Source organism: Methanofervidicoccus sp. A16, from assembly GCF_003351865.1.
GTDB lineage: Archaea > AGJL01 > Methanococci > Methanococcales > Methanococcaceae > Methanofervidicoccus.
On record NZ_CP022242.1, the window covers coordinates 985167 to 1007724 of the forward strand.

The 22558-nt window shown below is 35.6% G+C and carries 14 protein-coding genes; 6 read left to right on the forward strand and 8 right to left on the reverse strand.

The window, feature by feature from the left end; translation table 11 throughout:
• Positions 1-3: 3 nt before the first annotated feature.
• Positions 4-375 (reverse strand): UPF0058 family protein, encoded by a 372-nt coding sequence (locus tag CFE53_RS04630; protein ID WP_148120700.1) that lies wholly within the window; start codon positions 373-375, stop codon positions 4-6.
• Positions 376-736: 361 nt separating this feature from the next.
• On the opposite strand from CFE53_RS04630, the gene CFE53_RS04635 reads away from it, so the two are divergent.
• Positions 737-1132 (forward strand): translation initiation factor IF-5A, encoded by a 396-nt coding sequence (locus CFE53_RS04635; protein WP_148120701.1) that lies wholly within the window; start codon positions 737-739, stop codon positions 1130-1132.
• A 278-nt stretch (positions 1133-1410) separates the two neighbouring features.
• Here the strand turns inward: CFE53_RS04635 and CFE53_RS04640 are convergent, their stop codons facing one another.
• The 3 genes from CFE53_RS04640 to CFE53_RS04650 all read right to left on the reverse strand — a co-directional run bounded on the left by CFE53_RS04640 (position 1411) and on the right by CFE53_RS04650 (position 3555).
• Positions 1411-2106, reverse strand: coding sequence for a TrmJ/YjtD family RNA methyltransferase (locus tag CFE53_RS04640; protein WP_148120702.1), 696 nt, complete (start codon positions 2104-2106; stop codon positions 1411-1413).
• Between the two features lie 350 nt (positions 2107-2456).
• Positions 2457-3143 (reverse strand): 2,5-diamino-6-(ribosylamino)-4(3H)-pyrimidinone 5'-phosphate reductase, encoded by a 687-nt coding sequence (locus CFE53_RS04645; protein ID WP_253254741.1) that lies wholly within the window; start codon positions 3141-3143, stop codon positions 2457-2459.
• Between the two features lie 4 nt (positions 3144-3147).
• Positions 3148-3555 carry a toprim domain-containing protein gene (locus CFE53_RS04650; protein WP_148120703.1) on the reverse strand — a complete coding sequence of 136 codons (408 nt, stop codon included), beginning with the start codon at positions 3553-3555 and terminating at the stop codon, positions 3148-3150.
• Between the two features lie 203 nt (positions 3556-3758).
• On the opposite strand from CFE53_RS04650, the gene CFE53_RS04655 reads away from it, so the two are divergent.
• Positions 3759-4097 carry a DUF4870 domain-containing protein gene (locus CFE53_RS04655; RefSeq protein ID WP_253254742.1) on the forward strand — a complete coding sequence of 113 codons (339 nt, stop codon included), beginning with the start codon at positions 3759-3761 and terminating at the stop codon, positions 4095-4097.
• Positions 4098-4140: 43 nt separating this feature from the next.
• Here CFE53_RS04655 and CFE53_RS04660 read toward each other — a convergent pair whose 3' ends face one another.
• From CFE53_RS04660 to glnA, 4 genes are all read right to left on the reverse strand, one after another.
• A complete protein-coding gene (locus CFE53_RS04660; RefSeq protein ID WP_148120705.1) occupies positions 4141-7419 on the reverse strand; it encodes an Eco57I restriction-modification methylase domain-containing protein in 3279 nt (1092 codons plus the stop codon).
• Between the two features lie 256 nt (positions 7420-7675).
• Entirely contained in the window at positions 7676-12886 is a 5211-nt protein-coding gene (locus CFE53_RS04665; RefSeq protein WP_148120706.1) for a NosD domain-containing protein, read from the reverse strand.
• Between the two features lie 363 nt (positions 12887-13249).
• Positions 13250-16264: a helicase-related protein gene (locus CFE53_RS04670; RefSeq protein WP_148120707.1), complete on the reverse strand. Its 3015-nt coding sequence runs from the start codon at positions 16262-16264 to the stop codon at positions 13250-13252.
• 259 nt (positions 16265-16523) lie between these two features.
• Positions 16524-17873 (reverse strand): type I glutamate--ammonia ligase, encoded by a 1350-nt coding sequence (glnA, locus tag CFE53_RS04675; protein ID WP_148120708.1) that lies wholly within the window; start codon positions 17871-17873, stop codon positions 16524-16526.
• 280 nt (positions 17874-18153) lie between these two features.
• On the opposite strand from glnA, the gene CFE53_RS04680 reads away from it, so the two are divergent.
• The 4 genes from CFE53_RS04680 (at position 18154) to CFE53_RS04695 (ending at position 22558) form a co-directional block, all read left to right on the forward strand.
• On the forward strand, positions 18154-19692 hold the full coding sequence (locus CFE53_RS04680) for a radical SAM protein (protein WP_148120709.1): 1539 nt from the start codon (positions 18154-18156) through the stop codon (positions 19690-19692).
• Between the two features lie 543 nt (positions 19693-20235).
• The gene (gene comA / locus CFE53_RS04685; protein ID WP_148120710.1) at positions 20236-20994 is read left to right on the forward strand and encodes a phosphosulfolactate synthase; all 759 of its coding nucleotides are present in this window, start codon (positions 20236-20238) and stop codon (positions 20992-20994) included.
• A 21-nt stretch (positions 20995-21015) separates the two neighbouring features.
• The gene (locus CFE53_RS04690; protein ID WP_148120711.1) at positions 21016-21795 is read left to right on the forward strand and encodes an ATP-binding cassette domain-containing protein; all 780 of its coding nucleotides are present in this window, start codon (positions 21016-21018) and stop codon (positions 21793-21795) included.
• Positions 21796-21841: 46 nt separating this feature from the next.
• Positions 21842-22558 (forward strand): GTP-binding protein, encoded by a 717-nt coding sequence (locus CFE53_RS04695; RefSeq protein WP_148121162.1) that lies wholly within the window; start codon positions 21842-21844, stop codon positions 22556-22558.

The following is a 22558-nucleotide window of genomic DNA, read 5'->3' on the forward strand; positions in this document are numbered from 1 at the left end:
TCCCTAAGGGTGATGTTGTTCCAACCTTCTATCTTTCCTTTTTTTATCTTTAATCTTCTCTATCAACTCCATATATTTCTCTATATCATTAAAATTCTTAGATCTTGAATTTAGGTATCTAAGGGCGTTTTCTAACAACTTTACAGACAGGGATTTGGGAATCATATCGTCGTTATCTGCTATATAACTGGCTATACATGCAGAGAGTAAAAATATAGCAGCACTCTGTTCAGTTTTCAACCTGTGGATATGGTGAGGTTTGACATCTAACTTTTTGTAAAGTTCTAGATAGGGGCAGGTATAATCTTCAGGTACTAATTCCCTATAAACATGGACAAAGAACTGATGAAGTTCCATAAGTTGCTCCTTGTTCATCCTTATCCCGTAAATTTATTGTTATAAACCATTATAAATTTATATAGAGGTATCATATAAACCTTTATCTACCTTATGTATTTAAGACAGTAAAATAATCCCTGATAACAATTCAGAGCCGTTATAAAACCCTCTTTTATCATCTTACATAAATATTTTTTATTTATGATCTCTCTATTATGATTTATATATATAGAAATTATCTTATTCATGTTGACATCTTAGCAGTTTTATTTTTTAACTACACAAAAGTTTTTATACTATACCGCTGTAATTAATGACTATTTTTCCTATATGGAAATATTAAAAAATATATAAAAAAAAGAGATATTAATAAAAGATTAAAAAACAAGGTGAGAGAGTGCCAGGAACAAAACCTGTAGATTTAGGGTCTTTAAAGGAGGGACAGTATATAATGATAGACGGCGTCCCATGTAGGATCGTAAGTATTACAAAGTCAAAACCAGGAAAACATGGAGGGGCAAAGGCTAGAATCACTGCAATAGGTATCTTTGAGCCAATTAAAAAGGAGATGGTAGGTCCAACATCTTCAAAGGTAGAGGTACCTATTATAGACAGGAGAAAGGGGCAGGTTTTGGCTATAATGGGAGATACAGTACAGATAATGGATCTGGAAACATACGAAACCTTAGAACTCCCAATACCTGAAGATGTAGAGGGACTTGAGAGTGGTGTAGAGGTAGAGTACATAGAGGCAGTTGGAAGGTACAAGATCACCAGGGTAATTAGTAAGTAATCTTTTACCTTAATTCCCATCAAAAAAATTTTGATAAAAATAATAATAATTATAATAAAAGTAACAAAAAGAAGGTATTAAGATCAAAAATAAGATATAGATTATCTCTCCTGAATACTCTAAGATACTATGGAATCGGAGCAGATCCTTCCTAATAGGTTGCTATTATTAATATTTATTATGAAGATTTTTCTCCTTCAATCTTCTTTTTAAAATGTTTTTATAATTATCCTTATTATTCTTTAAACTATCCTTTTGATGGGAACTAGGGTAATCTTTTATACTTTTTTACTTCTAAAGGCACACATAAGAGTATTTGCCTCCTTACCACTGATAAATGCCCTACTTACTATTCTTTTAAAGATCACCTTACACAGTTCTTTTCTATACTCTGGGATATTTTCGTTGGTATCTACGAAGTCCTCAAATAACTTTATAAGAGTATCCTTTTCAAGTTTTGATGCCTCCCTCATCTTTACAGGGAAAGGTTTTTCAAGTTTCGAGATGTACAACTCGTAGAGTATTACAGCCACCGCATGGGAGAGGTTCATTACAGGGTACTCAGGTGATGTAGGGATAGATAGAAAGAGATCACAGAGATCAAGTTCCCTGTTAGTTAGCCCATCGTCCTCCCTTCCAAAAACTAAACCTATTTTGCCCTTTAACTCTAAGTGTTTCTCTGCCAACTCTCTAGGTGTAATAGGTACCCTTTTTAAATTCCTATCTCCAGATACTATTCCCGAGGTGCCAACTACTAGGTCAATGTCTTCTATAGCGTCCTCTAAGGAGTTGTAAAATAACGCTTTATCTAGAATGTCTTTGGCATGTACTGACCTTATGTAGGCTTCCTTATCTAGTATATTTTTGTTTCCTACTATTCTTAACTCTTTTACTTCGAAGTTCTTCATACATCTGGCAATCGCTCCAACGTTTCCACTGTACTTGGGATTTACTAAGATTACTACAGGTTCCATAGGATCCCTTTTTATTGTTGGTAAATTACTTCTATAAAATAATAAAAATTAAATAAATAAAAATAATGAGAATAATTATTTAAAAGAGAAGATAAAGAATAAGGATTAACAGATTTCTGTTCTACTTCTATAACTCTCTGTGTAAAGCAGAGGATAACAGCGAAATTTAATTTTTACCTATATAAACTTCTTTATTTAATAATTTGGGATCTTTGTTTTTATTTTAATATTAATAATAGTTATTTTAATCTAATTCCTCACCAGTTATTGTTGAGTATAACTAATTTTATTCTTGATTATAATTGATTTCTATTTTTATATACCTGGATCTTGCTTTTAACCATTAATTTTTATTTAGGATCTTTAACTACTTGGAACTCCAATACTATACCGTCATCCATAGGATAGTACCTCTCCAACTTCAACTTAACACACTCCTCAACACTCTTAAAGCCCTCTCCATCTACGTAGGTTGGAGCATCTTTGCCCCCGAATATCATAGGTGCTATATACACACTAACCTTATCTACTAAACCCTCCTTGAACATACTCCAATTTAAGGTACCTCCTCCCTCTAGGAGGATGCTCCTTATACCCTTTTTATAGAGTATCTCCATCAGTTGCTTTAGATCTACTCTGTCTCCATCAGTTTTTATAACTTCTACATGTTCCAACTTTTTTAACTCCTTTAACTTCTCCTCCTTCTCCTTTGACATCTTGGAGGTTGTGGCTATTATGGTTTTAGCCTCTTTATTTAACACTCTGGCGTTAAGTGGGATCCTCAAATTACTATCTACAACTATCCTCACTGGGTTTCTCTTGGGAGTTGTGTCTATCTTATGGACAGTTAGCCTTGGATCGTCCTTGAGTACTGTCCCTATACCTACCATTATGCCATCTACCATCGCCCTTAACCTATGAACCCTCTTCAGATCCTCAGGGCCAGATATCCTCGAGTCGTTATTCACAGTGGCCAACTTTCCATCTAGGGACATTCCAACGTTTGATATTACGTAAGGTTTCAGTGTATTGCCCATGGGATCACCAGTCGTTTATGAAGTAGTCCTCACAGTTTTTAAGGATGTAGTTGTAGAGGCTCTCTATATCTTTCAACCCCATGGTATATTTCATAATATCCCTTCTGAAGGATCTATTTACCTTTATCCTCTTGGATTCAAACTCCACTATGATCTCCTTGGCGTATTGGCGCCCAGCCCTGTCAAAGTCTGTAAGTAGTATAACCTCCCTAATGCCTTCTTCTATTAACACATCTGCAACCTGGAAGATAGGCACCTTGGAGATTGGGATAATAATACCTTCTATCCCTAGTTTTCTAAGAGATTGGACATCCCTCTTACCCTCTACTATTATAGGGATCCCTAAACTGTTCTCGTACTTTAACTCCTCTATAACTTCTATAAGTTTTTGGAGACGTAGATTTCTTTTCATAGGGATCTTGGATGTTTTTTATACTATTATATATACCATTATTTAAATTATTTTTCTGATTATTAGGGATTTTATGTTTAATGTATAATTCATGTACTAAAGAGGTATTAACTAGGCTTAAAACACAGAAAAGTATAAAAAATAGAAAATTCAGAATTTAAAGTATAAATTTATAGTAATTTATGACAATAGAGGTGTTATATATGTCGAAAACTAGTCTTGGTTTAGAAGAAAATATCGAAGGTTTATTATGTTATTTAGTAGGGGTGATAACTGGTATTATATTTTTGGTTTTGGAAAAAGAAAGTGATTTTGTTAAATTCCATGCTATGCAATCTTTGGTAACCTTTTTAAGTTTGACGATAATAGGCATGATAGTAGCATTTATTCCATATATTGGAGGTTTAATTAGTTTATTGATAAATCTTGTAAGTCTTGCATTTTGGATACTGGGCATGTATAAGGCATATCAAGGGGAGAGGTACAAATTCCCAATATTTGGAGATATTGCAGAGGATCTCCTTAAAAAAGTTAATATTTAAATTTTAATTTTATAATATATAATTATTTTTTATTATTCTGATATTAATTTTTCCCTTCTATAACCTTAACCCAGGGATGGGACTTTATCTTGTTTATCAGTACTGAGATCTTCCTGTCTTTTTTGATGTTTTTGACAACTTCTTTAATTGTTTTTAAGTTTTCTTCCTCTAATTCTTTTATTTTATTTTCCTCTTCTTTATTTAATTCTCCTTCTAATTCCCTTTTCCAATAGAGTTCAGCCCAGAGATCGTAGTTAATTGGTTTTAAGTGCCTGGAGATCAACTCTAAGAGGTACTCCTTCGGCTCTGGATATAGTTTATCCTGGTAGAATTTTTCTTTAAAGTACAGTTCATAAACCAGGGAATCGATTATTTGCCTGTCGATGAAATTTATTAGTTCTTTTTCTTTTTTTCTTCTATTCTCTGTGGCGTTGAGGAAGAGGAGGTAGTCGGCGAGGGTTATGAAGGGTTGTTGGGTTGGTGGAATTTCTAGTGGAAGTGTATATATATTTTCTATTAATATCCTAGGAAATAACTGTTTTCCCTTAAAAAGTTTTGAATAATACCATTTAATTAACATAGAATTTATAATAAGTAGAAAGGTCTTGGCAGACAATTCTAATGATTTCATATGAATATTATAAACTGTTTGTAGTGTAATAAAATCTTGGTTTCCATCAAAAGCAGCGTTAATTTCTTCCCCTAATTGTCTAATTACTATTTTTGGAGATTTATATAAATCTGGATTTTTCTTTATTTTTTCTTTTTCAATAAAACCATATGAACTTATATAATATCTAAAAATATTTTCTCCAGCTAAAATTTTAAGAAATTGGTTTTTTTGATTTAAATTTATTACTTTTTTTATAACCTTTTTCCCGTATTCTTCGCCTCTACGAATTTTTATAAATTTTTCACACTTTTGTTTATTAATAAGGTGTTTTATAATATCCTTTTCCTCTAAAGAAAGTATAGCAATCTGTACAAAAGGCATCTCCAGTATAAAATCTCTTGATAATAAACAGAATTTTTTCTTATTATCATTTTTTATGTCCTTATAAGAGTGTAAATTATACACTTCTAAAATATAATCCTTGTTTTCATATCTTTTTATGAAGAAAAGTAATATATTTGAAACTGTAGGATCACTAAAAACTTCTCTAATCCTAACAATTTTAAATATATGAGTATAATTGAGTAAAAATTCTCTTATTGGAGCATGATTAGATCTATCTAAAAATACATCTGGAATTATATATCCAAAATATCCATCTATTTTTAAGATAGTAAATGCTCTCTCTATAAATAAAGTAAATATATCATATTGACCTTTTGCTAATGAAAATAATTTTGAATAAATTAATTTATTAGATGTCTCTATCTGTTTATTACTTACATAAGGCGGATTCCCAACTATAATATCAAAACCCCTCTCCTCCTTCGGCTTCTCCAGATCAAAAACATCGTAGAACTCAAAACCCCAATGGAAGGGCTTCAAATTCAAAAACTCCTCCTTAGATATCTTGATCCCTTTCCCCCTCAACATACTGTAAAACTTCTCATTTAAAAACTCCCTCCCCTTTTCCAACTCTCTATTTAAACTCTCCTTCAACTTTACAGCCTCATGAGATGGTAAAGTCTTAAACTCCCTCTTCTTCTTAGCAAGATCTTTAAGCCACTCCACCTTACTATCTCCAAATAGGGAATCTAAGGTTATCTGTCCCCCGATAAAATCAAACTCCACATCCTCAATATCCACAAATCCTATTAATGAATTACCAACCATTAAATTAAAATCTAAATTAGGGAGTGTTTCGATCCTCTTACCTTCAACCCTCTTAGGATCAACCTGAGATATCAACCAGAGCCAGAACCTCAATTTAGCGATCTCAACTGCACCCTCCATTACATCTACTCCATAGAGGTTATTTACAATTATCTGCCTAACGATGTAGTAGTTCCTCGTTGGAGATCTTTCCATCTCCTCTAAAACCTTTTTAACGTCCTTATCCTCACTTAAATTCTCCCCTAAGATCTTCAAAACCCTACTGTACAACCTAAGTAGAATATCCCCAACAGCGATTAAGAAACTACCAGAACCACAGGCGTTATCACAGATCTTCAATTTCCTTAAAACTTCAAAGTAGAGGTACTTTACAATCTCCAGTTCCTCCCCACTAAAACTATCCTTACTGAAGAGGTTATCGAGTAAAGTTTCCCCATCCCCTTTAAACCTCTCCCTCAACCTATCTCTGATATAGGGATAGATGGTATTCATGGAGATGTAGTTTGTGATCTCCTCAGGTGTATAGTAGGCTCCAATCTTCTTCCTCCCATACCTCAACTCCCTTCTGACAGTATGGACATCCTCTAACTTTATCCTCCCAAGTCCTATCTGCTCCAGGGAGACGACAAACTTTTCATATATATGTCCGATGATCTCCGGTGTTAGATCTCCAACTACATCCTCCTCCTCGGGAAGTTCCTCTCCAATTATCCAGTTGTAGTTGTTGAGGACATCGAGGATCAACTTCTTTATCCCGGAGATCCTAATATCCCTCTCTGAAATACCTTCAACCTCCTCCTCCACAAACAACCCACCGTTTAAGCAAGGTGATAGAATAGAGAACCTCTCCCCTCCAATCTCAAACTCCTCCGAGACAAAACCCCTCTCATTAACCTTCCCTAAAACGTCAAAGAATATCCTGTTGAGAAACTCCTGCAACTCCTCCTCACTAAGTTGATCACAGATCCACTGGAAAAACTCCCTTGTATTCCTCCTATCTAAAACCCACTCCATCCCCTCGCTCCTTACCTTTATAAGTTTCAACTGGGCGAGGAAGTAGAAGAAGATGAGTCTGTCGATCAGACGTTGGACAACTATAAGTTTATCCCTATCCTCCTTCAACTCCTCTATACTCTTAGCCATCAGTATTCTATGCTCCCACAACTCCCAGTAAAACTTCTCTACAACGTCCCTGATATCGAAGAGAATATTCATATTGTCTGGAGAGAACCTCTTCAGTTTATCCTCCCTACTCTTCCGATAGTCCTTTCTCATCTTAGGAGAATAGTAGAACCATTTAATCTCACCGATCCTCCTAAAAACTTTTACTTTTCCTGTAGAGGGAAAGAAAAACCAGATATACTTAACCTTCAGAGACATTAACCTCCTCTTTATCCTCTCAACCTCTTCGTTGGAGGAAACCTCCACATAGGCTAACATATTCTTTTCATCCACTAAAGCCCCCTCAACATCCTCCAACGGTATAACCTTTTTAAAAAATCCCTTCTCCTTCAACCAATCTAAGTTATAAACCATCGCTTATCACCTTTTTTTATTATTTTTATTATTATTCTTATATTTATAATAATAAATATTCTAAGAATAATTAAAAAAAGAATAAACCTCGTTGTTATCCTCTGGAATACCTTGAGTACTGAGAAAAAATGAGAGTTTATTTAAACACTGGTATTTAATTAGATATCAATACAAAGTAAAAAAGAAATTAGAAAATCCCTGTCTATATTTCCTGTTTCTAAGTATTTAGGATATAAAAAATAAAAAAAATTATTAATTAAGGCCTCTCTATCCTCACTGCTTCCCCATTCCTCCACTCCACGAAGATAGGCTCATCTGGGAGATCCTCCAAGGTTTTGAAGTACTCCACTGCAGCCTTTGTACCCCATCTGTCAGAACCTGCCAGGAGGACAACTGTGTGACCGTCGATCTTTATTACCTCTATTACACCTTTATGTTTTCCTGGATATTCGTTGGTTACTCTTACTGGGAAGTAATTCAGGTACTTTTTCACAACTGGGTTTGCCACTGGACCTCCTACGAGGATACAGTCTTCTTTTATCTCGAAGGGAGTATCTATTAGATCTATATCAGTTTTTAGGTACTTTGCTGAGAGGTTGATATCTATCTCTGAACCTACTATGAGTTTTGTTTTATATATGAAGTTTCTAATTTCCTCTGATTTGATGTCTGTTTCTATAATGGTGGAGCTGGTAGTTCTTCCTTCAGATCCTTCAGTAGATTCTCTAGGTTCATCAGGTCCTCTAGGTCTTCTATTAGAGGTAGAAGATCCTCCTGGAGTTTGTAAATCTTCTTCCGTTGATAAATTCGCTGAGAGGGTAATATTTACCATAGGATCTTTTATTAGTGTTATCTCCAATACTCCCTTGACAGGTATTCTGTACCATCCTATGTCTGAACTTATACTTTCATTCCACTGTGGTAGTGGTGTTACAGTATCATTCTCAATTACTGTGACATTTTTTACTGTTAGGTTACCTATTGGTATCCTGACTATTACGAATCCTTTATTGGAGGTATTTTCTGCCCTGAAGGAGATAATAGCTCTTACTGTGTTTGTGCTATTATCAATCTCTGTTCTATTGGTTATATTACTTATATTGAAGTTCTGAGATAATACTGGTGTAATGTTTCCTGCAATCTTTTCAACTACTTCTTTTACATCAGATTCGTTTTTAATTTTTTCTTTTGTAATATTCTCTGCCACTTCGAGGATTCTAGTTATGTTTCCAATTATACTGTCGTTTATAGTTATATTTGCACTTTCGTTGACTATTGGTATTATTAATGTGTCATTTAATTGGCTTGGATCAGTGTTATTTATTATTTGAAGTTCAGTTAAGTTTATATCTCCTACTTCTATTAATGATTTTGTTGTGACGTTACAGCCACTTACATTTATTTTTATATTCTCTACTGTTCCAATAATCTCATTCTTTAGGATTACTTCATAGAATGGTATGTTGTTAGTATCTAACAGTTCTGCCTTCTCTAATATCGCTGAGTAGCTGCTATTAGTTATATTAAAGGTAATATTGACAATTATGAATTCTCCTGATTTATTGGTGACGTTACCTGTTATGATTAAAGTATTATCAGAAGTCACATTACTGTGGTTTCCTATTGAGGTAATGTTTATCACTGAGAGGTTTTGTAATTTAATGGATATGTTGTACTTTTTGAGAGGTCTATAATCTGGAATGTTTGAAATTTCTATTGCTGCTGTTATATTGTTATTATTTCCTGAAATCTTGTACAATCTGATGGATACAGATATTGGTTTTACTTCAATAGTCAAAGTCTTGTTGTTATCAGTTTTATTTAATTCATTTATTTTATTGTCAGGATCTACAGTTACTGTAACGTTGTAGGTACCTGGTTTCTCAGGAGTCCAGTTGAAGGTTATTATTTCAGATTTGCTTTTATTTAACTTAGATATATTTCTTGTTATGTTATATACAACTTCTTGAGAGGAGTTTTTAATAGTTATATCCACAAGGAATGATGTGTTTATGTCTTTAGTACCATCGTTTATTATTGATACATTTATCTCTGTTTTGATACCGTTGTATATTGGAGTGTTTATGTTAATATATTCTATTTTTAGATTTGGTACATTAACAGCTCTACCGATTAGAGGTATTGTTATTGTAGGCTTATCGGGATCGTTTGATTCAATGGTTATATTACTGGAGTAGTTACCTTCCTTACTTGGACTGAAGAATGCTGTAAGATTGTATGATTCTTTGGGCTTAAGGATAAGAGGTAATTTAGGTATATTTTTCAAACCAATCTCAGCTGGAGGTGCTCGGTATTCTGTGGATATGTTGGTTATAATTAAGTCAGCGTTTCCTCTGTTGGTTATGGTTATAATTACAGTTTTAGTTTCATTTACAAGAGTATTGCCGAAATCGATGGATATAGGAGTAATATTTATGTCAGGAATTATGTAATTTTGCCATGGTTGCATTAGTGGATAGTTGTCGATATCGTATGAGGATATTTGATAAGGGGTGTCTCCAATTCCATCTCCATCTGTGTCGTTTCCAGTGTAATCATCCCAGTAGTTTCCTAAGTAGTTTGTGTATTGAGTGCCGTTGTAGGTGTAGGTTATTTTCTCTGGGGAGTGCCAGATATCCGTTGGAAGAGGAGTAGAAATATCAATACTAACGAATATACCGACATTATTACTGTTATTTATGAAGTTGTTGAGGTAGATGGTGTTATTTATGATATTGTTATTTAAATAGTATAAGCGGATACCACACCCGTTATCCGATATATCATTACCACTAATGGTGTTGTTGTTTGATGATGAGGATAAGTAGATACCTCTCCAGTTATCCGATATATCATTACCACTAATGGTGTTGTTGTTTGAAGAGTCTAAGTGGATACCACCCCAGTTGTTATCCGATATATCATTACCACTAATGGTGTTGTTGTTTGATGAGGATAAGTAGATACCACACCCGTTATCCGATATATCATTACCACTAATGGTGTTGTTGTTTGATGAGGATAAGTAGATACCATCATCCTCGTTATCCGATATATCATTACCACTAATGGTGTTGTTGTTTGATGAGGATAAGTAGATACCTCTCCAGTTATTCGATATATTATTATTCCTTATTACAATCTGTGATGAGAATCCAAGTACGATCCCAACATCTGTATTACTTATACTTAGATTTTCTACGATCATTTCACTACAGTTTACTAAAATCACCTGACCAGTATCTTCTGGAACTTCTCCACCTCTCTGATTTTTGAGATAGTAGAGAGGTTTATCGTTAACAGTGTTGTTTTTTATGGTATGATCCCAGTGCTTTAGAGATCCTCCTACTATGAAAATACCATCATTAATGAAAGTGTTATTTTTGATATTGTTATTGCTTGAAGAGTATAAGCGGATACCACCCCAGTTGTTATCCGATATATCATTACCACTAATGGTGTTATTGCTTGAAGAGTATAAGCGGATACCACACCCGTTATCCGATATATCATTACCACTAATGGTGTTGTTGTTTGAAGAGTCTAAGTGGATACCACCCCAGTTGTTATCCGATATATCATTACCACTAATGGTGTTGTTGTTTGATGAGGATAAGTAGATACCACACCCGTTATCCGATATATCATTACCACTAATGGTGTTGTTGTTTGATGAGGATAAGTAGATACCATCATCCTCGTTATCCGATATATCATTACCACTAATGGTATTGTTGTTTGATGAGGATAAGTAGATACCTCTCCAGTTATTCGATATATTATTATTCCTTATTACAATCTGTGATGAGAATCCAAGTACGATCCCAACATCTGTATTACTTATACTTAGATTTTCTACGATCATTTCACTACAGTTTACTAAAATCACCTGACCAGTATCTTCTGGAACTTCTCCACCTCTCTGATTTTTGAGATAGTAGAGAGGTTTATCGTTAACAGTGTTGTTTTTTATGGTATGATCCCAGTGCTTTAGAGATCCTCCTACTATGAAAATACCATCATTAATGAAAGTGTTATTTTTGATATTGTTATTGCTTGAAGAGTATAAGCGGATACCACCCCAGTTGTTATCCGATATATCATTACCACTAATGGTGTTATTGCTTGAAGAGTATAAGCGGATACCACCCCAGTTGTTATCCGATATATCATTACCACTAATGGTGTTATTGCTTGAAGAGTATAAGCGGATACCACACCCGTTATCCGATATATCATTACCACTAATGGTATTGTTGTTTGATGAGGATAAGTAGATACCATCATCCTCGTTATCCGATATATCATTACCACTAATGGTGTTGTTGTTTGAAGAGTCTAAGTGGATACCACCCCAGTTGTTATCCAATATATCATTACCACTAATGGTGTTATTGCTTGAAGAGTATAAGCGGATACCACCCCAGTTGTTATCCGATATATCATTACCACTAATGGTGTTGTTGTTTGATGAGGATAAGTAGATACCTCTCCAGTTATTCGATATATTATTATTCCTTATTACAATCTGTGATGAGAATCCAAGTACGATCCCAACATCTGTATTACTTATACTTAGATTTTCTACGATCATTTCACTACAGTTTACTAAAATCACCTGACCAGCATCTTCTGGAACTTCTCCACCTCTCTGATTTTTGAGATAGTAGAGAGGTTTATCGTTAACAGTGTTGTTTTTTATGGTATGATCCCAGTGCTTTAGAGATCCTCCTACTATGAAAATACCATCATTAATGAAAGTGTTATTTTTGATATTGTTATTGCTTGAAGAGTCTAAGTGGATACCACCCCAGTTGTTATCCGATATATCATTACCACTAATGGTGTTGTTGTTTGATGAGGATAAGTAGATACCACACCCGTTATCCGATATATCATTACCACTAATGGTGTTGTTGTTTGATGAGGATAAGTAGATACCTATCCAGTTATCCGATATACTATTATTCCTAATAATATTGTTATCTGATATTACTCTAATACCTGCATTAAACCAACCACCAGCCCCTCCTGATATTACTCTAATACCTGCATTAAACCAACCACCAGCCCCTCCTGATATTACTCTAATACCTGCATTAAACCAACCACCAGCCCCTCCTGATATTACTCTAATACCTGCATTAAACCAACCACCAGCCCCTCTAACCGTAAACCCATCAATAGTAACCCCATCTACATTAATCACTATCACATTTCCAGAGTTATTCCCATCAATAATACAATTCTCCGGACCGTTCTCAGATTTCAAAATAATACTCTTGTTAATAACTAAATTCTCATAGTAAATCCCATCCCTAACAACTATCACATCCCCATCCTTTGCAGCATCTATAGCCCGTTGAATTGTTGAATAATTGTCAGGAACGTATATTGTATCTCCATATACAGAGACAATACCTAAAAATAGAGTAAGTAAAAATAGTGTAGTATATACTCTTTTCATACCTCCCCTCCCCCGTTATAATTTGTTTATATATTATACCTTATCTCAAAATCCACTATTTATGTATTTCGATTACATTTATGGAAACTGTCAAGATATAACATTTTAAATAAAATATTATAATAAAAATTATATTATATAATGTAATATACTATAAGATAATGATAAAAAACTAAAATAGACTTCTACTCATAACAACCACTTTTTAGTATTTTTTTTGGACACTTGAAAAAATATAACCATAAAAGTTAATAAAATAAATAGAGAAGTTGTTTAAAAAATAAAAACCCTATGAGATTTTTATTATTCTTAATTATTATTACTTTGACAGGAAATTAAAACTATAATTTTTATCAATAAAACCTACACATACTTCAATACCGCTAAAATTTCCGGCTCTTCTAAGATTCTCTGATGTCCTCTACTTTTTAACCTCTCTATCTTACCCTCCAACTTCTTTATTTCCTCCCCCCTCCTCCAAGGTGGGATCTTCTCAACTTTTCTCAAAATCTCTAAAATATCCTCCCTCTCCCTCTTCGGCAGAGTGGTTATATCAACACCTTCAAATACCTCCTTCAACCTCTCCATCTTTTCTACCATCCTCTCTATCTCCATACTGATTCTATCCTTTCTCCCATAACTTACCTTTAGAAATTCCCTGTCCATCTCCAAACACTTTTCCAACACTAAACCCTTTATCTCCTCCAACTCCTCCCTACTTAGTTTTGCAGTCCCTCTCTTCTCAGAGAAGATCAACTCACCTAAGGTATAGACAGATCCCCTGTACTTAAAAACAACAAAGTAGCCCCCTTTACCCACCTCCAAAGAGGTAAATATAGGTTTTCTATAAACCCTACTACGGGATTCGACAGTCTCCTCTGAAATACTCCAAAACTTTATAAACTCCCTCAATACCTTATCCTCCTTCGAGAGTGTTGGAGATAACTTCATCCCAAGTTCCTCTGGATGCCTACTTGCCAGTATACACTTGTACTCCCTTATCAACTCCACAGTTCTTTTTCTATTCCTCTCAGACACCTCCCTTAATTTGCCCTCCTCCATAGCCCAGATAAGGAAATCTAACCCGATAGTCGAGATTATATTCTCTACCCTTTCGGCGAGTCTATCACAGAGTTCCAACTCCTTATCTATCCTCTCATCTGGCACAAAATTGTATATTATAACCTTCTTAGGGTTGTTTATCCTTATAGCCCTCCCCACCCTCTGAATAAGTCGAACAGGGTTGTAATGAAGATCGAAATTTACAACCACATCTGCCCTTGGCAGATTGACACCTTCACTTAACACATCTGTAGTAATTAGGATGTCAAATTTACCCTCGTTGAACTCCTTCTCCACCTTCTCCTTATCCACCTTATGAAACTCCTCCCCCTCCTCATCAATAGGATCCTCTCCACCGTAGGCAAGTGCAAACTTAAATTTCCCGTACCTCTTAAGTCTCTTACCTATGTAGATCACAGTATCCCTTGACTCTGAAAATACAATAGTTGGTTTTCCCTCCTTTTCAAGGATCTCGAGGAGTTTAGCGATCTTCTCATCCCTCTCCTGGAGATCTTTAATACCCTCAATACTCTTTAACATCCTCTTAATGAGATCTATATCCTCCTCTATCCTCCTCAGGATCTCATCCCTCTTTGAATCAGATAGGGAGAGGAATGTATTTTTTATATTTTCCAACCTCTCCTTTGAGAATAATCTAGTATTTTCCCAATATTCCTTATTAACTGTAACCTCCCTAAGGTATCCCAAGAGAAACCTGTTTTTCTCGAGGATGTTCTCTAAACTTATCTTAAACCCTATTATACTACTCTCAAGTCTCTTGTAAAGTCTCCACTTATACCACCATATAAGGTTCTTATCCTCCCTGTACTCCCTCTCCCACAGTTTCGTATATTCAAAATTAACCTCACTTAAAAAGGGCACAACTTTATCGAAGATCTCCCCTGCAATCTCTTCATCGTACTTGTAATTTACAGGGACTACATCAGGCTCCTCTATATCCTCAACCCCTGCTATCTTTTTAAGATCCTCCTTAAAGTAAATTGGGAGATCTGGCCACTCCACCCTTACAGAAAATATTCTAATCAACTCATTTAACTTTTTAACAGTCTCCGAAGTTATAACCCTCTTTCTAATCTCATTTTCTACCTCCTTCATTTTAGCAAGTATCCCCTCCGATTCAAACCTCTCCTTATAGTTCCCCTTAACAAAAAGTTTTATCAACTCTATGAAGTCCAGGAGGGAGGTATTTATTGGAGTTGCAGTAATAAGGAGTACATGGGATTTAGGATTGATCTTTACAATATTCTCTAAATTCTCCCTCCTGTTGGACTTTGGTTTTGAAACCCTGAAGTGGTGAGCCTCATCTACAACGATCAGATCAACACCTAAGTACCTCCCATAGTCAAAATCCCTCTTCTGAAGTTTGCCCCTTGATAGTAGTTCAACATCACCCTCTTTTAACCCAACTTTCTTCAGCGTATTTTCCCAGTGTTCCCTTAACACTGGAGGATGGATAATTAAAACCTTTTTACCTAACTCCCTATAGTACTTTGCCACTGTACATCCAACGTCAGTCTTACCCAACCCAAAGGAGTTGGCTAAGATACATCCACCGTATCTATTCAACTTATCTACACATAGGTAGTAACTCATATTTTGGAACTCGGCGAGGTAGGAGAGATCTGCACTTATATTCTTAATAAGATATTTTTTATCGAGAATTTTTATAAGATTAACAATAAAATCCCTTGGATGTAGGTAGATAACCTCAGAGATAGAGCCCTCTCTAATTACATCTATTACCTTTAGATCCTCAACCTTATCTGTAGATCTCTTCCAAATTTCATTGAAAAACTCTCTATATATATTATCCTCAACTGGAACTATCAACTCAATGTTTTCCTCCAACCCACCTGCAGTTAAATTTGCAGAACCAGTCCATATCTCCAACTCCTCTCCCACCTCAAAAAGATACAATTTTATATGAAGGTTTCTATCTAAGAATATCCTGAAGTCAAACTTCCCCCTGTTATACAGTTCCTTTATGAAGTTAAAAGTTTCATTATTAAGTACACTTCCCTCATTTTTCAAAGATTCCAAAATCTCTTTAGTCGATTTCTTAGTCTCTGGCCCCATTACAAGTTTAAACTCCCTAAGTAATCCCCTCTCATACAACTCCTTAAGTTCTGGATACAACCTTTGAAAACCTTCAAAAAAGAAAAATCCTACGGCAATTTTAAAGGAGATCTCCTGATTTTTCTCAATAGATCTCTTAATTCTATCTCTAAAAACATCTAAAACACTCTTTTCATAGGGGAGGATCCCTGCTAAGTTATCAACGATAAATTTATTCACCTTTTCACCTTTTCCATAACAAAATAGTTCAAATATCTATCAAAAAATCCTGATAAAATAATTATTGTTAAAATTATTATAAAAAAGAATTATTGAAAACATTAAAACTAAAACATAATATACAAAACAGTTATTAAAAATCCTGATAAAAAACAGGTAATAATTTTACTAACTTAAAAAATAGATAGTTCTTAAATTATAAAAGTTGATATGTCTATTAATAAAAAAATCCATTAATAAAAAAATAAAAAAGAGATAATTACAGTGTTCCTAAGTACATGTTTGTCTCCCAGTCTGTAACTGCAGTTCTGAAACTATCCCACTCTGCAGTTTTCAACTCCATGAAGTTCTCGTATATATGGTCTCCAAGTGCCTTCTTCAGGACTGTATCGTTTTCCAACTCATCAAGTGCCTCCTTCAAGTTAGATGGTACAGATTCAATCCCTAACTCCTTCTTCTCCTTCTCACTCATTGTGAATATGTTCTTCTCCACAGGTTCAGGTGGTGTCAACTTCTTCTTTATTCCATCTAATCCAGCTGCCAACATCACTGTAAATGCCAAGTATGGGTTACAGGATGGATCTGGAGCCCTGAACTCGATCCTTGTACCTTTACCTCTTATAGCAGGTACTCTAATTATTGCACTTCTGTTCTTGTTTGCCCAGGCGATATTTACAGGTGCCTCATATCCTGGTACTAACCTCTTGTAGGAGTTAACTGTTGGGTTTGTTATTGCAACAATTGCCTTGGCGTGCTCAAGGATACCTGCAATATAACTTAAACATGTCTCACTTAACTGGTATGGTCCATTTTCATCGTAGAAGGATGGTTTTCCATCTAACCATACACTCTGGTGACAGTGCATACCGTTACCGTTCATACCGTAGAATGGTTTTGGCATAAAGGTTGCTATTAACCCGTACTTCTTTGCTATCATCTTTATAGTTGTCTTGAAGGTAACAACACTGTCTGCAGTCTTCAGGGCGTTGTCAAACTTGAAATCTACCTCGTGCTGTCCTGGTGCTACCTCGTGGTGGGATGCCTCTACGTGGAATCCAAGGTTCTCCAGTGCCAATACTATATCCCTTCTAATATCTGGGGCGTCATCTAAAGGCTCCATATCGAAGTATCCTCCAATGTCAGCAGGGATCATCCTATGTGGGTTGTGAGGATCTGGTTTTACTAGGAAGAACTCTGGTTCAGGACCTACGAAGTATTCCCCATTTAGATCCTCTTTAAGTTGGTCCATTATCTTCTTTAAACAACTTCTTGGATCTCCTTCAAATGGCTTCCCTTCAGGTGTATAGACATCACAGATAACCCTTGCTACAGATTTCTCTGTAGGTCTCCAAGGTAAAACAGAGAGTGTTGATAGATCAGGTTTTAACAACATATCTGAGTACTCTATTGGAACAAAACCTCTAATTGAAGAACCGTCAAAGTATATACCCTCTGTAAGTATCTCCCTTAATTCGTCAAGACCTTTCTCTCCAGGTTTTACAGGGTAGGCTACATTCTTAGGAGCACCTAGGATATCCACAAATTGGAACCTTATAAACTTAACATCGTTGGTTTTTATGTAATCTAGGGCCTTCTCAACTAGATCCATCATTTCCACCCATTAGTTATTGTTATAATTGTCGGAAATATCTTTCCTATATTAAATATATATAATTTACGGTTTTATTGTCAATAAAGATTAATGATAATAATAAAAATAATAAATTTAAAAAATAAAAAATTCTTTAACTCTTCTATTTATCAATATTTTAGAAATAAACGTCCGATCTTACCATATTTAGGGTTTTGAAATACTTTTAATACTTAATTTTATTTCTTATTTTCTCATAATTTTTAAAATATTATATACTTCATTATAATGTGATACTATGAGATTCTTAATACTGGATGGATACACAGATGAACCTGCAGGGTTGGGGGTACCTCCCTATATAGGTACATATCCAAGGTACGCTGCTGGAGTACTCTATCACTATGGATATAAGGATGTTCATTACATTACCATAGATAAGTTAAGGGAGGAGTTGAAAAGAGGTTATGATCTGAATAAATTTGATGTTATAATAGTTATATGTGGATCCCACACACCTGGGAAGTATCTAAATGCTAAACCTGCCACATTGAGGGAGATAGTCTCTATCTTATATAATTACAGGGGTATTAAGATCTTAGGAGGTCCTGCAGGAACCAGATTCGGCTCCTCCATGGAGGGAGGTACCTTAAAAGATGAAGAGAGGTATAAAACCTTCTTCCATCTTGTAGCAGAGGGAGACCTTGAGAAACTCCTCTCTGATCTCATAGAGAATAAGTTTAACCTTGAGAAGATAGACAGGGAGTACCACCAACTTAGAGACTACAAAAGTATAAGGGAGTTTGCAATAAAGGGGGCGAGGATCGTAAGGGAGCATCCTAACTATCCCTATATCGTTGCAGAGATAGAGACCTACAGGGGATGCTCCAGGTATCTAAGTGGAGGATGCTCCTTCTGTACAGAGCCGAGACGTTTTGGCACTCCAAAGTTTAGGGATGAGAGGGATATAGTTGATGAGATAGAGGCGTTATACAATGAAGGTGTTAGATACTTCAGGATAGGTAGGCAACCATGTATATTCTCCTACAAATCCTTAGAGAGTGAGAGGGAGGAGGTACCAAAACCTAACGTTGAGGCAATAGAGAGATTATTTAAAAGTATATGGAACAGGGTTAAACCTAAGGTACTCCACATAGACAACGCCAACCCTGCAGTAATAGCGAGACATGAAGAGGAGAGTAGGGAGGTTGCCAAGATATTAGTGAGATACTGCACAAGTGGAAATGTGGCTGCCTTCGGTGTGGAGAGTTTCGACGAGAAGGTAATTAAGATGAACAACCTATTAACAACTCCCAAGGATGTCCTTAAGGCTGTGGAGATACTTAACGAAATTGGAGGTAGGAGGGGTCCAAGTGGTCTTCCCTATCTACTTCCAGGTATAAACCTACTCTTTGGGTTAAAGGGAGAGTCCAAGAGAACCTTTAAGATAAACTACCAGTATCTAAAGGAAATATACGATAGAGGGTTGATGTTGAGGAGGATAAATATAAGACAGGTGGTGCCTTTCTACGGTACCAATATAGGTATTAAAGATGTTAAAAAAGCAAATAAAAGGAAGAAGTTATTCCTAAGTTTTAGGGAGAAGGTTAGGGAGGAGATAGATAAACCTATGTTGAAGAGGGTTGTTCCAAAGGGTACTGTATTAAGGGATGTTCTCTTAGAGGTGAAGGAGAAAAACCTATACTTTGGTAGGCAACTTGGTACCTATCCGATACTGGTAGGTATAAAAGGGGAGGGGTTGAAACTTAGATCCTTTGTAGATGTGAAGGTGGTAGATTACGGTAGGAGATCTATAACTGGAGTGGTAGTTAGTTGAAGGGTGAGTTATAAAATTAACATTGTAAAGATAAAATACCAGTATCCAAATTAAAAATATTAAAAAATGGAGGATAATAAAATATTATAATTAAAAACATAAGAATAAAAAATAAAGTAATAATTTTAGTTGAATTTTAATTGTTAAACACTGTAAAACAGATGAAGAAATAATAGAGTGATTCTTACCTATTGAAGGTATAAACCCCGTGAAGATATTAGATGTTATCTGAGGGAGACATTCTTATTCTTCTTTACTTACTCCTTAATACACCTAGTATAATATATTGGATCCTATAGATCCTTTTTTACTGTTTTTACTGTAGATTAATGAAGTTTTAACTAATCTTATACTACTTTTATCATTATTTTATCTTAAAAATATCATCAAAATATTTAGATATATAATAAAACACCAATCCCATCCACAAAATATATAAAGCATTAACACTACAATAAACACCGTTTATATTATAATATAATACTCTACCTAAAATTTTCTTTTGATAATAAAATCTTAGAACATATTAAAAGAGTTGAAAGTATGAGAGCCTTTGAATTTCTAAGAGAATCTAAGGAGAAGTTAGGTATTACAATGGTCTTAGATAAGGGACTACCTCCAGAATTTCTCAGAGACTACCTCAGAGTATGTGGGGAGTATATAACCTTTGTTAAATTTGGATGGGGCACCTCTGCAGTAATAGATAGGGATATTGTAAAGGAGAAAATTAAGATATACAAAAAATATGGAATAAAAACCTACCCTGGCGGTACCTTATTTGAGGTTGCCTACTCCAAGGGGCTATTTGAGGAGTATCTAAGGGAGTGTGAGGAGTTAGGTTTTGAGACTGTGGAGATATCAGATGGTTCTATAAATCTAAGTTTAGAGGAGAGGGAGGAGGTTATAAGGAGGGCGAAGGAGAGAGGTTTTACTGTATTGACAGAGGTTGGGAAAAAGAGTGTAGAGATGGATAGAAAGATAACCTTGGAGGAGAGAATAGAGTTGATAAACAGGGATATAGATGTAGGAGCAGATTACGTAATTGTGGAGGGTAGGGAGAGTGGAAAGTCTATAGGCCTCTTTGACAGTAAAGGTAATGTTAAAGAGGAGGAGTTTAAAACTCTGATAAACTCAATCCCCCTTGAAAAGGTGATATTCGAGGCTCCTCAGAAGAATCAACAGGTTTATTTTATACTGAATATTGGGCCTGACGTTAATTTAGGAAATATCCCCTATGAGGATGTGATCTCCTTAGAGACTCTGAGGAGAGGGTTAAGGGGAGATACCTTTGGAAAGGTTTAGAATAACAGGGGAGGTTAAACTATGGATATCAAAGAGATCACAGTTATTGGAGGGTATAACAAGTATGGAGAGTTGGAGAGTGTGAGGGAACTAAGGATAAAGAAGGGGGAGATATTTGGTATTGTAGGTCCTACAGGAAGTGGGAAATCTACGCTGATAAGTGATATAGAGCAACTGGCCCAGGGAGATACCCTCTCAAGGAGAAAGATCCTGATAAATGGAGAAACTCCCCCTGAAGAGATAAGGAGGGATCCGAGAAAAAAGATAATAGCCCAACTTTCTCAAAATATGAATTTTTTAGCGGATATGACAGTTGAGGAGTTCATACTGATGCATGCAAAGAGTAGGGGTGTTGAAAAAGATAGGGTTGTAGATGAAGTATTGAAGTTGGCAAACAGGTTGACAGGAGAACCTATTGAGAGGGATTACAACTTGACAATATTAAGCGGTGGACAGTCGAGAAGTCTAATGGTGGCTGATATAGCAGTTATAAGTGACTCTCCCATTGTACTGATAGACGAGATAGAAAATGCAGGGATAAAAAAACATGAGGCTTTAAATCTACTGGCTGACTACGGGAAGATCGTAATGATCGTAACCCACGATCCCCTTTTGGCCCTTATGACTGATAGAAGGGTGGTTATGAAAAAGGGAGGTATGTGTAAGATCATCAACACCACACCAGAGGAAAAGAAGGTTTCGAAGAAGTTAAGTAAAATAGACAGTTGGATACTCTCCCTCAGGGAGAAGATAAGGGAGGGAGAAGTGTTGGAGATGAAGGACGTAAATTTAATTCTATAAAAATAGATGGGATATGATGGAGAGGACAGGTATATCAGATAAAGGGATAAAGATAGCAGTTGTAGCAGGAACTCCTGGAGCAGGTAAGACATCGGTACTGATTCATACAATAAAATATCTCATAAATTCAGGGTTTAACCCCTGTGTGGTGAAGATAGACTGTCTATATACCGAGGATGATAAGAGGTACAAAAGATTAGGCATTCCTGTACTTGTAGGACTTAGTAAGGACATGTGTCCAGATCACTTTGCAATATACAACTTAGAGGAGATGGTGGAGTGGGCAAAGGAGGAGGAAAAAGATACAGATATACTCATTGTTGAAACTGCTGGTTTGTGTCATAGATGTGCCCCCTATACAAAGAACACCCTTGGAATCTGTGTAATAGATGCAACCTCTGGGCCAAATACTCCAAGGAAGGTAGGTCCATTTTTAACAAGTGCCGACGTAGTGGCTATTACAAAGGGAGATATCATCTCCCAGGCAGAGAGGGAGATTTTTAGGGAGAGGGTTTTAGAGATGAATCCAAAATGTAGGATTTACGATGTAAATGGGTTAAGTGGGCAGGGATGCGAGGAGATTGCAAAAGAAATCTTAGGGACAAGGTCTATAAGATACAGTGATTTAGAATTTGAAGAGTTGAGACATAGTGCTCCACTGTGTATATGTACCCTCTGTATCGGTGAAAAGAGAGTTTCTAAGAAATATCATAGAGGAGTTTTAAGGAGAATAGACGGATTTACAAAGTACGTAGGGGAGTGA

What these genes read in the sequence shown, in the direction of transcription:
- CFE53_RS04680 (WP_148120709.1), top strand. Translation starts at nt 18,154, where the DNA reads ATGAGATTCTTAATACTGGATGGATACACAGATGAACCTGCAGGGTTG.
- glnA (WP_148120708.1), bottom strand. Translation starts at nt 17,873, where the DNA reads ATGGATCTAGTTGAGAAGGCCCTAGATTACATAAAAACCAACGATGTT.
- CFE53_RS04660 (WP_148120705.1), bottom strand. Translation starts at nt 7,419, where the DNA reads ATGGTTTATAACTTAGATTGGTTGAAGGAGAAGGGATTTTTTAAAAAG.
- CFE53_RS04665 (WP_148120706.1), bottom strand. Translation starts at nt 12,886, where the DNA reads ATGAAAAGAGTATATACTACACTATTTTTACTTACTCTATTTTTAGGT.
- CFE53_RS04690 (WP_148120711.1), top strand. Translation starts at nt 21,016, where the DNA reads ATGGATATCAAAGAGATCACAGTTATTGGAGGGTATAACAAGTATGGA.
- CFE53_RS04640 (WP_148120702.1), bottom strand. Translation starts at nt 2,106, where the DNA reads ATGGAACCTGTAGTAATCTTAGTAAATCCCAAGTACAGTGGAAACGTT.
- comA (WP_148120710.1), top strand. Translation starts at nt 20,236, where the DNA reads ATGAGAGCCTTTGAATTTCTAAGAGAATCTAAGGAGAAGTTAGGTATT.
- CFE53_RS04645 (WP_253254741.1), bottom strand. Translation starts at nt 3,143, where the DNA reads ATGGGCAATACACTGAAACCTTACGTAATATCAAACGTTGGAATGTCC.
- CFE53_RS04650 (WP_148120703.1), bottom strand. Translation starts at nt 3,555, where the DNA reads ATGAAAAGAAATCTACGTCTCCAAAAACTTATAGAAGTTATAGAGGAG.
- CFE53_RS04655 (WP_253254742.1), top strand. Translation starts at nt 3,759, where the DNA reads ATGTCGAAAACTAGTCTTGGTTTAGAAGAAAATATCGAAGGTTTATTA.
- CFE53_RS04630 (WP_148120700.1), bottom strand. Translation starts at nt 375, where the DNA reads ATGAACAAGGAGCAACTTATGGAACTTCATCAGTTCTTTGTCCATGTT.